Consider the following 15,292-nt stretch of genomic DNA (forward strand, 5'->3'; position numbering starts at 1 on the left):
ATAGAATCAATAATTTCTCTTGTTTCCCTTTTTCACAAATTCCCAGTCTTTTTCTACATTTTTTCTTACTCTTTGAAGAAGATTGAAAATAGTTTCTACTTCTCTTTCAGAAAATCCCTCTAATGCCACAATATTGGAATAATCATGTTCTCTTTTTATAAAAGGATAAACATTCTCCCCTTTCTCTGTTGGAAAGAGTTTTTTAATTTTTTTGTTATGTTCATCCTCTTTCTTTTCAATAAAGCCATTAATTTCAAGTTTTTTAATAGCACGAGCTGCTGTTGTTCGATCTACTTTTATCATCTCAGCTAACTTTTCTTGAATGATTCCTGGATTTTCACATATTCGCACAAGGTACAAATACTGCCCTTTTGTAAGGTCAAACTCTTTAAATTCAATATTACTTATAGAATCTAATGCCCTTGCTATCATTCCAATTTCACGAAGAATTTCCTTCATAATTAACTCCTTAGTATATATTTTTGTTGTAAATGCAATAAAAATGATATACATTAAATCTAAACTAACTTTGTTGCATTTGCAACAAAATCCATTTAATAATTTTGACTTATCTAAATAAATCCAGGAAGGGCTGAAAAAAGTGGAGGCAAAAAGAATAACTGAAGAAAATGATTTAAAAAAAGCATTTCATATTAGAAAAGAAGTATTTGTTGAGGAACAAGGAGTACCATTAGAAGATGAATTTGATGAATTTGACAATCTTAATGAACAATGTGAACACGTATTAGTTTATTACAATGAACAATCAGTCGGAACGGGACGAGTAAGATTTGTTGAAGACTTCGCCAAGTTAGAGAGAATTTGTATACTAAAGCCTTACCGTAAATTCGGCATTGGAAAAATAATTATTAAAGCTTTAGAAGAAATTGCAGAAAAAAAAGCAGCCACAAAGATTAAATTGCATGGTCAAACACACGCAGAGGGTTTTTATAAAAAACTGGGTTATCAACCTTCATCTAGTATATTTATGGAAGATGGAATTCCACATATTTTAATGGTAAAAGAATTATCCAATGAACAGGCAGAGTAAACCGAAATATATTTTTTATGGATTAGGAATTTTAATACTAACCCTTGGTATTTCTTTCACTATACAATCAGACCTTGGGACATCTCCTTTTGATGCCCTCTTAGTAGGGTTATCAATAAGAATTGGCCTTACCGTCGGAAGTTGGGAAATCATAATAGCCTTATTACTGATATTCATTAATTCGATTTTAAAAAGGCAAAAACCTGAATTTTTGGGTTTGCTGACATCCTTTATAACTGGTTTTGGTATTGATATGTGGCTTTTCTTACTACATAATGTGATAACCCCAGAACAGTGGTTCAGTAAAGCTGTTTGTTTTGCGATAGGCTTAATCATTATAGGGGTAGGATCTGCAATCTATTTACAAACGAATTTTGCACCCATTCCTGTTGACCATTTAATGCTAATAATTCGAGAATTAACTGGTATGAATCTATTCTTCTCTAAAACATTAATTTATCTTCTTTTTTTAATAATGGCTATCATATTCAATGGACCAGTAGGCATTGGTACAATCTTTACCGTTTGTTTTGGAGGTTCGATTCTTAATTACTTTATGCCTTTGGTTGCAAAAGGACTAAAAACAAATACTGAGACCGATACAGCAACTACTAGTGAGATAAGCGAAACCCATTCTGTATGAATGGGTTTTTGGGTTAAAAAATTTATTATTCAACAATACTGCCAGTTAGCGTAATAAAAAAAGACGACGAAACAGACTATCAAACATTCTTTTCTTTCCTCTCCTAATCTTAATCTGTTTCGTAAATCAAACAAGAAAAAAGGCGATGCCTTTTTTCAAGCATCGCACTCGTAAATTTAATCTAAATTCACTTTTTTTCCATTACTGCAAAATAATTATTTTCACTATCCGAAAAATTAAATACTCTACCTGAAGGCATATTTACAATTTCTCCGACTGTAACGTTTTTGTTTGATAAGTCACTATATAAATTATCAAAATCTTTTGAGAAGAACATTAAAGAAGGTGTTCCAAGATTTAATTCAGGTGACATTTTCGCAATAAATTCCTTATTATGGAGAATAATGCTTGTTTCAGCTTCTTTAGTTGGAGCAATTTCAATCCATCTCATATGACCATTGTCTTCCTCTGAAATTACACTAAACCCTACTTTTTCTGTCCAAAATTCTTTTGCCTCATCTTGGTTATTAACATACAACATGATTTGACCTACATTATTAATCATTAATTTTTACACTCCTTTATAAAAATAATTACAATATTTATTACTCTTAAATCTTTCTAAAACTGAAATCTAAATTACTGTAACTTTACTTCATTGACTCCAAAAGCTCGTTCAAACGGTCCCAAGTTTCAGTGATACCCTGAAGCATACCCATGTCCATGACGGTCTTAAGAGACTCCGCAGACACATATTCAGCACGGTTTATTAACTTAGTTTTTTCACCTAAATCGATGAATTCCATTGTGATATTGGTCGAGGGCATGGAGTCATTCATATTGCCTTCGCTATCCGAAAAGTAATCAGTGTAGACGATTTTCTCCGGTTCAATAATTTCCTTATAAACTCCTTTGCCCCAGGATTCCATACCAAAAAATTGACCCAGATTCTGATCGACGCACTTCATACAGTAGTGCCAAACGCCACCAGGACGGAAATCAACTGTACAGACCGGTATTTCCCAGCCCTTTGGTCCCCACCAGCGTTTCAGATGCTCTGGATCTTTAAACATCTTGAATACAAGATCACGTGGCGCATCGAAAATACGCTCTAGTACTAGTACCCGATCGTTCTCTACTCTCGATACAATTGAATTATTTGACATATTAATTCCTCCTTGAAAAATGAAATGATTTCATGATTTTTCTTTGTCCTGCAAATCCTTCAAATATTCATCTAGATTGTCAAATCTTTCTTGCATCACGCGCTGGAAGGAATGTATCCAAGAATCCAGTTCTTGGAACGGCTCGGGACGGAGCTTGTAAATGCGGCGATTAGCTTTCGCCTGCACTTCCACAATCCCGTTGTCGCTTAGCACTTTTAGATGCTTCGAAGTTTGAGGCTGCCTCAATCCCAGCTGTTCGGCGATTTCCCCAACAGTCAGAGGACCATTACGTAAGAGTTCGACGATATTCATACGATTTGGTTCGGACAGAGCACTTAGTGTAGTCATGTTCACTCCCGGAATCTTCCCTGACATGTTGCTCACCTCTTTAATGATGATCTCTGGTAAAATCACTTCTACATCATCACTAGTATTATCATCCGGTTGATTTGATTATACGCAAAAAAGAATATTCCCGTCAAGGAATATTCAAAAGAATTTTTCGTATATATAATTAGAATCCGTTTACTAATTCACCTTCACACCTACGCTTCAATAAAAGGACATAATACGCGCAGGAATTTCAAAGAAAGGATGTGAACAGTGGCATCAAGCAGTAATCATTCAAGAATATGTAGTCCAATTAGGTACTGAAAGAAGTACGTCGTGATCGAGAAACCAAATTGACGCTTGATCTTCATTGAAAAACGATTGATGTAAAACTAAGGAGGCTGAAATTAATGAAAAAAATTACGATTCCTTACTGGATTTTTACCGTGCTAGTGGTGGTATTTATGGGTGTAGGCGCAATTACCGATACCGTAAAAGCGCATGATGCCGTTGAACTCTTCAAGCATTTGGGTTACCCCGAATATCTACTTCCTTTTCTCGGAATTGCCAAGATATTAGGGATAATAGCGATCCTTATCCCAGGCTTTCCTCGAATCAAGGAATGGGCATATGCCGGATTAGTCTTCGATTTGACGGGCGCTATGTATTCAAATATCGCTGTGGACGGCATTTCTGCCGGATTAAGTTTCCTTATCGGCTATATTATCATCGTAGGATCCTATGTTTATTATCATAAAAGACAGAAATCTGGCTTGTTGAATCAAGTGAAGCAAGCAGAAAGAACACTTTAAGCATTTAAAAACAATAAATATTCCAGGAAGTATAAACATGTCCAAACCCATCGAATTAGTAATTATACCTACATTTAATTCTTTAGAAAACCGGATTCCATTGTATTGGATCCGGTTTTTTCATTACTTGGTAGGTGGTTTCAGTTCCACAAGTGATACTTCTTTAATCAACTCTTGATTTAAGTCAATGAACAATCAAAGTCTCCCCTCTAAAATAAGGATAAAGAATTTAATACAGGGGGTTAATTTATGACTATTTCAAAAGAATCGTATCAGCGAAAAGCCGCTCTTTTTGGTGGCACATTCATTATTATCATGGCACTTGTTTCATTTTTTTCATACGGCTTTGTCCATGGAAATCTTGTTGTACAAAATGATGCCATCGCCACCTTTAACAATTTGATGTCTTCAAAAAATCTGTTCAAAGCTGAAATCTTTGGTTGGCTCATCATCCTGATTAGTGACATTTTGGTAGCCTGGGCATTTTATATCTTCTTGAAACCAATAAATAATGGCCTTTCTTTGCTCGGAGCATTCCTTCGTCTTACTTATGCGAGTATTTTAGGAGTTGCGATTCTAAATTTACTATTTGTATTGCTTCTCACAAAAAATACTGACTATTTATCATTACTTAAAATGGCACAAATAAAAGCACAAATGATGCTGTTTTTGGGAGCGTTTGATTCAATTTGGTCTATCGGTTTAATTGTTTTTGGTGGGCATTTAATAATTGTAGGCTATTTAGCTTTCAAATCAGACAGCATCCCAAAATTCATTAGCATCTTATTATTGATTGCTTCAGTTGGCTATATTGTCATTAACTTATTTAAAACATTTCTTCCACAATTTGATGGAGTAATCTTTATCCTAAATATAGTTTTTAGTATACCAATGATTGCAGGAGAACTATGCTTTGGTATATGGTTGCTCCTCAAAGGAGGTAAAGTGCGTACATTTGAATGAGCACTTTCTATCAATCTATTTCAATTCGCTTTTTGATTCTGCTTAATGACTCTGGAGTAATACCAAGATAACTCGCTAATTGATGTTGGGGTACACGATTAACTAGATTAGGTCGTTTCTGTAATAGTGCTTTGTAACGATCTTCAGGTGTTGATGCAATAAATTCAGCCAATTCATCTTGTACTGCACCAAGCTTTTCTTCGACCATCTTATGTGTCATTGATTCCAATTGCGTATATTTAGTAAACATTTCATTATTCGTAGCAAGGTCACCAACAACCAAAATACAGTCTTCTGTACAAGTAAAGGAATAAGCAGAAGACTTGTCTTTTTTATGATGATTGAAAATAGATATAGATTGTTCTTCTGTGTAGAAATTAGACGTAAACTCTCTTCCCATTTCATCAATAGAATACTGTCTAACACAGCCTTTCAATATGAAATAACATTTAGTAGGAACCTCTCCTTGTCTAAGGAGTAAGGTTCCTTTTTTATATTCTTGAACAAGTATATCTTTAAGGATTGACTTTTTTTCTTCTTCATTAAGTGTCGTAAATCTAGTTAAATACTTTAATAATATCTCTTTCATTATGCCATCCTCACAACTCTTTTGATTAGATCATTTTGGTTTCTATCATATAGTGGACTTTCAAAATTTGTTGCTAATGTTTCTTAAATTAAAAAAAGTCCTTTTCCATCATTATACAAAAAGGAAAAGAACTCTTAATAATAAAATTTCGAATTTAAATAAAACATCATTTTGATATTAGTAATTAGATTAATTTATAATCCCTTTCTTCGCAATTTCCACCTGAATCTTAGGAACAAAATGCACTTTTTGATAATTATGTTCCCAGTCTTTCTTCTGTTTCTTCCAAACATCTGGATGGAACGCTATAAGTTGTCTACCGATACCAAGGCCATCACAACGAGCTTTTTGCATTTTTTTAAGCGTTTTATTAACCAAATTAGTCATCTCTTTCGTTAGAGTTTTGTTTAATCGGTTAACCACTTTTTTTTCATTTAAGTAATCCCTAGGATATTCAAGGACACTCACTTTCAATTTCAGTTCAAGCCTAACCTTTATTTGATCGTTCTTTTGAATCAACACTTTCATCTTTGACTTTGATTTCTCTATATTAAAAGTTAAATAATTATATACACCATTATTCCCTTGCTGTTTATTTATTTTTTGCGTAATGATTGCGGTTTTCCCCATCTTACCCTTTAATAGAGAAAACATGGTTGATTCATTCGTACTCAGCGTTCCTGTAAATTCATGATTGTGAAACATTGCAGCACGAGAAACGTCTACACGGCTCCCATTTTTCATAAGGTATGGAACAACAAAATCCTCTCCAGGGTCCTTCATCACTGGGAAAATTGATTCAATGGTAACCTTTGGAACGGTGGTAGTTTCTTCTTTGCTCTTGATTAGTTCATCAATTTCTTCTTCTATCAAGACATTCCCAACTTTTTTAAGAGACAGCAAGTCAGCTGCCTTTCCTTCCACCACAGCAATTTTAGCGTTTAAAGCACTTTTAGGATCTCGATAAAAAAAATCGAGGAGCTGATAAATATCTTGTTTTGCCATCTCTTCTCCAATGAGAACAATCCGATTTCTATAAGTAGAAAGTAGCCTCGATATCTTCTCATCTGCCTTATTGCGACTTTCCTCTGGCGTGTTGCTAACAGTGTTAATAATATCGTTTTTTGGGCCCGACTGCTCGCTATCGGGAGCATCCCTTATAACAAAGGTGGAAAGCAGTTTTCCGTTCTCTTCAAGATCAAATCCTTCCCCATAAACTAAACGAGCATTCCTTAAAAGATCTTGATCCCAGCACCCACTCATCAAAATGGATACAATAATAATTGTGCTCGATAAGCATAGCTTTTTCATCTAGCTTATCCCCTCCTTTTTATTAAAAAGATAAGAGAAGATGAGCAGGATCAACGGAAGCCCAATCACAAACGTATAATGAAAAATCCTAATCATTCGATCGAATAAATCAGTGATTGAAGGATTTTGAGCAATCATAGCCAAAATAAACACGATCAAAGCTGCATAAGGGGCTGCTTTTTTATGTTCACCCCGGTGAAACAGTCGACCCAAACCTGATGTTGCCATGTATAACCAAGAGACAATGGCAGTACTAACAATAAAGATCCAAATCGATAAAAAGATTAAATCGATCCGCTGAATAATCTGGAAAGAAAAACCTTTCAGCATATAAATAAGAGGCTCCGAAACGGATGGCATAACCCCTGGACTGAAAATAATTAAGCTAGTAAACACCTCAAAAGTATAAAATAATGTAATCAACATACTCCCTAAAGAAGCTGCTTTTAATTTCCCTGCATTATTCCCTTCAACATATGGATAAATCACTAATAATACTTCATAACCAATTAATGGAAACAATGCATCATTAGCAGCTTTAATAATTTTTACCCAACCAGCCTCCATTATAGGAAATACATAAGTATAATTTGCATTAGCATAGCCGAATAAAGATAATATCACCATTACAATGATTGTTAAAGAAGATATAACAAATAGTCTAGCTATTACTCGAACGTTTTCTTTAACCAAATATACACAAGTAAGAAGAGTTAAAAGTAATAATGCCCATCTTGGTGTTGCTTGTAGTACCCACTTTCCAGCTACATCAGCAAATGCAGATAATACCGTTCCTGCAGAGAACAAAAAATAGCCAATATAAGCAAAACCAATCAGATTTCCTAGAAATTTCCCGGTGATTTTCGGTAAAAAACTATAGATTGAATCAGAAGGAAATCGTCGACACAAAGCCCAAAGAATTAAAATAATCACTTGTACGACCAAACCTGCGATTATGCTTGAAATCCACCCTGCTCCCTTAGCCGTTGCTTGTAGTTTATTGGGAAGGGATAAAATCCCAACTCCTACTTGAGACTGTATAACAAAAAACATAAGCTGCCCCTGAGAAATTCTACTCTTTTCTGGAATCGTCATGTTTCCACCCCCTTGAAAATCTTTCTTGTTCTAACTTTTTTGAATGAGGATCATGGGGACGTTGATTCAAGCTCCAGATTGGAAATCGTAATAATGTATCCTTCAAATCTTTGATTCTAAGAGGCATCAGCGGTGCAAAGTAAGGTGTTCCAAAACTCTCTAACTTACATAAATGGATTAAAATAAAAAGTATCCCAAATGTGATCCCAAACAAACCAAACAAAGAGGCTAAGACCATGAGCGGGAAACCAAGAAGACGAGTTGCGGTACTAATTTCATTAGATGGAGCCACAAAGGATGCAATAGCGGTTAAAGCGACCACGATCACCATAGGATATGAGATCAATCCAGCTCGCACAACCGATTCTCCAATGACCAATCCGCCAACAATACTAACAGTTTGACCTACTCGGCTTGGTAAACGAATCCCTGCTTCACGTAGCACCTCTAAGGTAACCTGCATAATCACAGCTTCCATAATAGGTGGAAAAGGAACTTTGTCAATCGTACTTTTTACAGTATAAATCAAATTTGAAGGAAGAATTTCAGGATGAAAGGCAACAACAGCAATATACAAAGCAGGTACTAGAGTTGCAATAATAAAGCTCACCAAGCGAAGCAATCGAATGAACGATCCAACAATCCATCTGCCGTGATAATCATCCGGGCTTTGAAAAAAGGCAAAGAAAGTCACCGGTAAGATTAACGCAGATGCGTCTCCATCAGACAAAATAATGACTCGGCCTTCCATAAGATGTGCAACCGACCGGTCTGGTCTTTCCGTTAATAAGATTTGAGGAAACAGCGAAAATGTGTTGTCCTCAATCATTTCAGCAATAAAACCTGGTGAGATTGTAGTATCCATCCTAATGGAATTTATTCTTTGATCCACTTCTTTAATCAGTTCTGCATTTGCCAAATCCTGCATATAGAGAAGCGCCACTTTTGTTTTGGTTACTTCTCCAACCTGATAATAACGAACGACCAGGCTAGGATTTTCAATTCGCTTACGAACTAGATATAAATTCGTTGTAAGATGTTCTATAAAACCATCATGCGCGCCGCGAATAACCCCCTCATTCACCGGCTCTGAGATCGCTCTTGTATATTCTGCTCCGACACCGACAAAAAAGGCTTCTGCTATACCTTCAAATAACAATACGCAATTTGCTTGAACAATGAATTGAGGTAAACGACTGAGATCCGTTGTTTTCGCAATCTCTACACAAGCAATGATTTCTTCCAATGCTCCTTCTTTACTTTCTTCTAAAGGTTGAATAATTTCATTTTGAATTTTCTCTTGATCACATAGTGATTCCAAAAAGACGATGAGCCCATCCTTTTGATTAAACTTAATACTCCGCCATTTTAAATCACTTGAATAAAACAGTAGATTTTGAATGTATTCCTTATTTTTCTCCAAGGATGAAAATACTTTCATAGGAGGATTTTTTCCTGTCCGTTTGTTCGAAAACAATTTATTAAATAAATCCATCAGTGTCATTCACCTAAGTTCAATTCAATTTTTATTAATTTTTCCATTAAATTGAACATTATTCCAACAATCATGGCCATAGTAAAAAAGAGACTATAGCAAAAAATTACTTTCGCTACAGTCTCTATGAATTTTAATTGTATAATTTTATTTCTGAAGCTGAAGCAAATCCACCGTATCCTGATACTACTTCAAGCTTAACGTACCCGGCATCGACTTTATTAAAAGTTGCAGTCTTTGCAAGACTATTATTTGCCCATGTTCCACTAGCAACCTTTGTAAAGGTAACTCCATCCAAACTTGTGTAGATATTATAGCTAGTTATGTTACCATTGTAACCGCCATCTTGTCTTGGTACATATGTTAATTGTGATACGCTCGAAACCGAATTAAGCTTGATTGTAATGTATGGAGCCTTATCACTTCCATCCCAATAAGTATGCCACATTGTTGTAGAGTTACCATCAACTGCATTTTTCGCTGCATCACTAGATGAATTTTGTTGGCTTGAATACCCTACGACCGATAAACTTGTATGCGGGATTAATCCAACTACAGGCGTATTAGTAAACTTTAAGTTAACAGCGTTACTTGCCGGAGTTGTTCCAGTTGCAAACTTTCTAACTGTTAATGTAACATTTCCACTTAAATCCGGTAAATTTGGAGTTGATGGAGTATATTTTGTCCAATTCGAACCTTGATCTGTGCTAAATTCCATTGTTCCATCTAAACCAAAAACTAGGTTCTCATCATCATTTGCAGAAACATTTAATTTAGCAGCTTGTCCGATTGGAATTAATAAAGGCTGAGTTGTTCCAATTACTCTTGTTAAGATACCATTCGTTGAATTGATTGCTGATATTTCTGCATTACTTAGAAGCATATCATTAGTTGTAGCAGCCTTATATGTTACTCCCCCATCAATACTATATTCCGTATCTGTTTTTATTCCCATTAATTTCCCCGCGTTTACACCATCAAAACTCAAGGTTGCAAGGCACAAGCCTAAGCTTGGGAATTGAGCAGTTATATTATTTGCTACTTGCTTTTCATTCACGTTAGTTATTGTTGAAAAAGCATTTGTAATTCCTAAAACATATTGCTGAAGCTTTGCTCGATCACTCATGTTAAGAACATGACTCTTTATTTGATTAAGAAGATCCATCATTGGTCTTGGTTCATTCGCAAAAGACGAGATAATACCGCTATTTAATTGTTGCCAATCTCCATCTGTAACAGTTGGAGTTTGTAACATAAGAGATACATAGTCTTTCCATACTAAATAATTGATTGGTAAAATCGTAGTAGCTACTTTATAAATTGCAATTTTGTTATCCGCCAGAGTCATTGCTTTCGCTAACCAACGTAATCGCTCTGATTGATCTAGTTTTACTTGATCAAGTTCCGCATTTTCAAATAACATCATGTACGGAGCTTGATTTTTCAAACTATTATCAGACCAAGGAATAACTGTCGCATCATGGTGTTCAGATTGCCCCCAACCAAAAATATCATTTCCTAAATACCAAGAGTTTGGTTTATCATTCCATATAAGTGCACAATGTCCAGGTTGTCCAACAGGCATAGCTGCTACACCAAAAGCTTGGCTTACTTGCGTACCAAACTTCGAAATATTCCCACATACCCCACCATCTCTGTAAATAGAAGAAAGATTCCAAGGAACGCCATAAAACGCATCATTACCTGCTTGAATGCTAACCCCATTTTTGTTGTATTCTACATATTTAATCAAGTATGCACTTTTTCCTATCTTAGCTTGACTCTTAAGCTCTGGATGCTCTGTATTAATCATATTTCTTGCCCAAGTTAAGTCTTCTTCCGGCGCCCAAGTATTCACGACTAACCTTAAATGCCAGACATCATAAGTTCGAAAGACAGGAAATAACTCATTATTTTGATCAGCTTGTTTATAATACTGATACCTTGTTATAGGATTAATCGTTGTATTGTTTGTCCAATATTTCATTGGCTGAGCATGAGCTAAAGCTGTTGCCATCGCTAATTTCAAATATAATCCTTGATGAGAATCTGCGTCAGTATTCCAAATTGTATTCCATATCTCAAGTGCATTTACTGGATTATTCCCTGTTGGACTACCACCTTCAAGAAATGTATTCATTACATCTGTATTTTTCATCACCCAGCTAAGAAAATTTTGATGAGCAGCATCTTTTTTTACAAAAGCATCCATTGCTGCAGCACCAGTTTGCGAGATTAATTGCCACTGTGCCAATGCTTCTGCATAAATTGGGTCTGACAGATTTGTTTGTAAATTTGTTTGGTTGAGATCCCCGGTATTTTGATTTAGATAGGTTGTTAGATAACTAAAAAGAACCTCAAAATTACCACTTACAATTGCTTGATCAATTTGTTGGTTCAAAGAATCTAAACTAACCGAAACAGTTTCAGCTGACGCCTTCGCATACGGAATTGTAGACAAACTTCCTGAAATAAGTGCTAAAGATAAAAATGAAGATAAAACTCTTTTCAAACTAAGCCCTCCCTTTTTGTTTTAAACCTACTTACAAAAAAATTCCCCATACCAAAAAGGCATGGGGAATAAACCTACCAATCTCAAAGAATTTGGCAGCTTTCCTTCTTTTCGGTAACTGGCTGACATAGTGCGTGCACCTTAGTCCCTATAGTTTTGCGTCACTAGCTTTCACTAATTTTGCCTTTATCGAGTTTTTGTAATTTAATTGAAATATAGCAAAATATGACGAATGTTCAATCAGTTTAATTGCTTATAGTTATATTAAAATCTTTGTGTCTATTTTCGTGGAGAAAGGTGCACTTTTTTGAACCTTAGATAGGTCAATTAAACCATTTTACCAATATTTTAGAATTTTTAACTACTTGTGAAAATATTTTTTAAAGGTTCCAAATCATATAAAAGGCCCTAATTCCAATTAAAGAATTAGGGCCTTTTTAGAAATATTACTGTCATTCCAACAACTTATCAGATAGTGATGTTTTCGTTAATTCCTTATTTTTTTGTTTTTTTGAACGTAACAATGATCGTATGATTACTCGTTACGTTAATAAACGTGTAGGCATTGTTTCTTACTTTTACTTCCACACCGTCAACCTTCAACTTATCAATCTTATAACCACTATTCGGCTTGATTGTGAAAGTTTGATTTTTCCCATGATTCACGGATATACTACCACTCGGGCTAATCTTACCATTGCTTCCGGCTGTTGCTTTGATTGTGTGAACGATTTTCTTAAACGTTACAGTAATCGTGTGATTGCTCGTTACATTAGTAAACGTATAGGTGTTGTTTCTTGCCTTTACAACCACACCGTCAACTTTCAACGTTTCAATCTCATAACCCATATTCGGTTTGATTGTGAACGTTTGATTTTTTCCGTGATTCACAAAAACGTTGCTACTCGGGTTAATCGTTCCATTACTTCCAGCTATTGCTTTGATTGTGTGTACGATTTTCTTAAACGTTACAGTAATCGTGTGATTGCTTGTTATGTTACTAAACGTGTAGGTATTGTTTGTTGCCTTTGCACCAACACCGTCAACCTTCAACGTATCAATCTCATATCCCATATTCGGTTTGATTATGAATGTTTGATTTTTCCCATTATCCACAGAAACGATACCGCTTGGGCTAATCAAACCATTGTTTCCTGCTGTTGCTGTGATTGTGTGAATGATTTTCTTGAACGTTACATTGATCATGTGATTGCTCCTTATGTTAGTAAACGTATAAGTGTTGTTTGTGTCCTTAGTATCTACACCATCAACTTTCAACGTATCAATCTCATATCCGCTATTCGGTGTGATTGTAAATGTTTGATCTGTTCCGTGATCCACAGAAACGCTACCGCTTGGACTAATCGTACCATTACTTCCAGCTGTTGCTGTGATTGTGTGTACGATTTTTTTGAATGTTACATTGATCGTGTGATTGCTCGTTATGTTTGTAAACGTATACGTGTTGTTTGTTACCTTAGTATCTACATCATCAACCTTCAATGTATCAATTTCATATCCACTATTCGTTGTGATTGTGAATGTTTGATCTGTTCCGTGATTCACAGAAACGCTGCCACTTGGGCTAATCGTACCATTGCTTCCAGCTGTTGCTGTGATTGTGTGTACGATTTTTTTGAATGTTACATTGATCGTATGATTAATCGTTACATTAGTAAACTTGTAAGTGTTGTTTGTTGTCTTTGCATCCACACCGTCAACCTTCAACGTATCTATCTCATATCCGCTATTCGGCATGATTGTAAACGTTTGATCTGTTCCATGATTCACAGAAACGTTGCCACTTGGGCTAATCGTACCATTGCTTCCAGCTGTTGCTGTGATTGTGTGTACGATTTTTTTGAATGTTACATTGATCGTATGATTAATCGTTACATTAGTAAACTTGTAAATGTTGCTTGTTGTCTTTACATCCAAACCATCAACCTTCAACGTATCAATCTCATATCCGCTATTCGGTGTGATTGTAAACGTTTGATCTGTTCCATGATTCACAGAAACGTTGCCACTTGGGCTAATCGTACCATTGCTTCCTGCTGTTGCTGTGATTGTGTGAACGATTTTTTTGAATGTTACATTGATCGTATGATTAATCGTTACATTAGTAAACTTGTAAATGTTGTTTGTTGTCTTTACATCCAAACCATCAACCTTCAACGTATCTATCTCATATCCGCTATTCGGCGTGATTGTAAACGTTTGATCTGTTCCGTGATTCACAGAAACACTGCCGATTGGGCTAATCGTACCATTGCTTCCTGCTGTTGCTGTGATTGTGTGAACGATTTTTTTGAATGTTACATTGATTGTGTGATTGCTCGTTACATTAGTAAACCTGTAGGTGTTATTTGTTGTCTTTACATCCACACCGTCAACCTTCAACGTATCTATCTCATATCCACTATTCGGTGTGATCGTAAACGTTTGATCTGTTCCGTGATTTACAGAAACACTGCCGCTTGGGCTAATCGTACCATTGCTTCCTACTGTTGCTGTGATTGTGTGAACGATTTTTTTGAATGTTACATTGATCGTGTGATTACTCGTTACGTTAGTAAACGAGTAGGTATTATTTGTTACTTTTTTATCCACACCGTCAACCTTCAACGTATCTATCTCATATCCGCTATTCGGCGTGATCGTAAACATTTGATCTTTTCCGTCATTCACAGAAACGCTGCCACTTGGGCTAATCGTACCATTGCTTCCAGCTGTTGCTGTGATTGTATTTGTGTGAACGATTTTTTTGAATGTTACATTGATTGTATGATCGCTCGTTACGTTTGTAAACGTGTAGCTGCTGTTTGTAATCTTTGCATCCTCACCGTCAACCTTCAACGTATCTATCTCATATCCGCTATTCGGCGTGATCGTAAACATTTGATCTTTTCCGTCATTCACAGAAACGCTGCCACTTGGGCTAATCGTACCATTGCTTCCAGCTGTTGCAGTGATTGTATTTGTGTGAACGATTTTTTTGAATGTTACATTAATTGTATGATCGCTCGTTACGTTCGTAAACGTGTAGCTGTTGTTTGTAATCTTTGCATCCTCACCGTCAACTTTCAACGTATCAATCTCATATCCGCTATCCGGTGTGATCGTAAATGTTTGATCTGTTCCTTCATCCACAGAAACGCTGCCGATTGGGCTAATCGTACCATTGCTTCCAGCTGTTGCTGTGATTGTATTTGTGTGAACGATTTTTTTGAATGTTACATTAATTGTATGATCGCTCGTTACGTTCGTAAACGTGTAGCTGTTGTTTGTAATCTTTGCATCCTCACCGTCAACTTTCAACGTA

At 35.8% G+C, this 15,292-nt stretch carries 14 protein-coding genes and 1 riboswitch; of the genes, 4 read left to right on the forward strand and 10 right to left on the reverse strand.

Going from position 1 to position 15,292, the window contains the following annotated elements; genetic code table 11:
• Positions 1–6 precede the first annotated feature (6 nt).
• A complete protein-coding gene (locus J5Y03_RS00395; RefSeq protein ID WP_209401219.1) occupies positions 7–459 on the reverse strand; it encodes a MarR family winged helix-turn-helix transcriptional regulator in 453 nt (150 codons plus the stop codon).
• A gap of 142 nt (positions 460–601) precedes the next feature.
• Between J5Y03_RS00395 and J5Y03_RS00400 the strand changes: the two genes are divergently transcribed.
• Together J5Y03_RS00400 and J5Y03_RS00405 are read left to right on the forward strand one after the other, a co-directional pair.
• Positions 602–1,051, forward strand: a complete 450-nt coding sequence (locus tag J5Y03_RS00400) for a GNAT family N-acetyltransferase (RefSeq protein ID WP_209401221.1) — start codon at positions 602–604, stop codon at positions 1,049–1,051.
• A complete protein-coding gene (locus J5Y03_RS00405; protein WP_209401229.1) occupies positions 1,035–1,694 on the forward strand; it encodes a YczE/YyaS/YitT family protein in 660 nt (219 codons plus the stop codon). Before J5Y03_RS00400 ends, J5Y03_RS00405 begins: the two co-directional genes overlap by 17 nt.
• Before the next feature lie 187 nt (positions 1,695–1,881).
• Here J5Y03_RS00405 and J5Y03_RS00410 read toward each other — a convergent pair whose 3' ends face one another.
• From J5Y03_RS00410 to J5Y03_RS00420, 3 genes are all read right to left on the reverse strand, one after another.
• Positions 1,882–2,259, reverse strand: coding sequence for a VOC family protein (locus J5Y03_RS00410; protein WP_209401231.1), 378 nt, complete (start codon positions 2,257–2,259; stop codon positions 1,882–1,884).
• 85 nt (positions 2,260–2,344) lie between these two features.
• Entirely contained in the window at positions 2,345–2,860 is a 516-nt protein-coding gene (locus J5Y03_RS00415) for an SRPBCC family protein (RefSeq protein ID WP_209401233.1), read from the reverse strand.
• 30 nt (positions 2,861–2,890) lie between these two features.
• A complete protein-coding gene (locus tag J5Y03_RS00420) occupies positions 2,891–3,235 on the reverse strand; it encodes an ArsR/SmtB family transcription factor (RefSeq protein ID WP_209401236.1) in 345 nt (114 codons plus the stop codon).
• Between the two features lie 365 nt (positions 3,236–3,600).
• On the opposite strand from J5Y03_RS00420, the gene J5Y03_RS00425 reads away from it, so the two are divergent.
• Entirely contained in the window at positions 3,601–4,002 is a 402-nt protein-coding gene (locus J5Y03_RS00425) for a DoxX family protein (RefSeq protein ID WP_209401238.1), read from the forward strand.
• A 249-nt stretch (positions 4,003–4,251) separates the two neighbouring features.
• On the forward strand, positions 4,252–4,965 hold the full coding sequence (locus J5Y03_RS00430) for a DUF4386 domain-containing protein (RefSeq protein WP_209401240.1): 714 nt from the start codon (positions 4,252–4,254) through the stop codon (positions 4,963–4,965).
• Between the two features lie 10 nt (positions 4,966–4,975).
• Here J5Y03_RS00430 and J5Y03_RS00435 read toward each other — a convergent pair whose 3' ends face one another.
• From J5Y03_RS00435 to J5Y03_RS00460, 6 genes are all read right to left on the reverse strand, one after another.
• Positions 4,976–5,554, reverse strand: coding sequence for a Crp/Fnr family transcriptional regulator (locus J5Y03_RS00435; protein ID WP_209401242.1), 579 nt, complete (start codon positions 5,552–5,554; stop codon positions 4,976–4,978).
• A 189-nt stretch (positions 5,555–5,743) separates the two neighbouring features.
• On the reverse strand, positions 5,744–6,865 hold the full coding sequence (locus tag J5Y03_RS00440) for a Ger(x)C family spore germination protein (protein WP_209401244.1): 1,122 nt from the start codon (positions 6,863–6,865) through the stop codon (positions 5,744–5,746).
• Entirely contained in the window at positions 6,866–7,960 is a 1,095-nt protein-coding gene (locus J5Y03_RS00445; RefSeq protein WP_209401246.1) for a GerAB/ArcD/ProY family transporter, read from the reverse strand.
• On the reverse strand, positions 7,938–9,455 hold the full coding sequence (locus J5Y03_RS00450) for a spore germination protein (RefSeq protein WP_245208674.1): 1,518 nt from the start codon (positions 9,453–9,455) through the stop codon (positions 7,938–7,940). The genes J5Y03_RS00445 and J5Y03_RS00450 overlap by 23 nt, the downstream gene beginning before the upstream one ends.
• A 133-nt stretch (positions 9,456–9,588) precedes the next feature.
• Complete coding sequence (locus J5Y03_RS00455) at positions 9,589–11,967, reverse strand: discoidin domain-containing protein (RefSeq protein WP_209401248.1); 2,379 nt, start codon at positions 11,965–11,967, stop codon at positions 9,589–9,591.
• A 110-nt stretch (positions 11,968–12,077) separates the two neighbouring features.
• A riboswitch (cyclic di-GMP riboswitch) is annotated at positions 12,078–12,162 on the reverse strand.
• Positions 12,163–12,462: 300 nt separating this feature from the next.
• Positions 12,463–15,292: beta strand repeat-containing protein (locus tag J5Y03_RS00460; RefSeq protein ID WP_209401250.1), on the reverse strand; the 2,830-nt coding region annotated here is incomplete at its 5' end.

The sequence above is a fragment of the Gottfriedia endophytica genome (assembly GCF_017814275.1).
Taxonomy (GTDB): Bacteria; Bacillota; Bacilli; order Bacillales; family Bacillaceae_G; genus Gottfriedia; species Gottfriedia endophytica.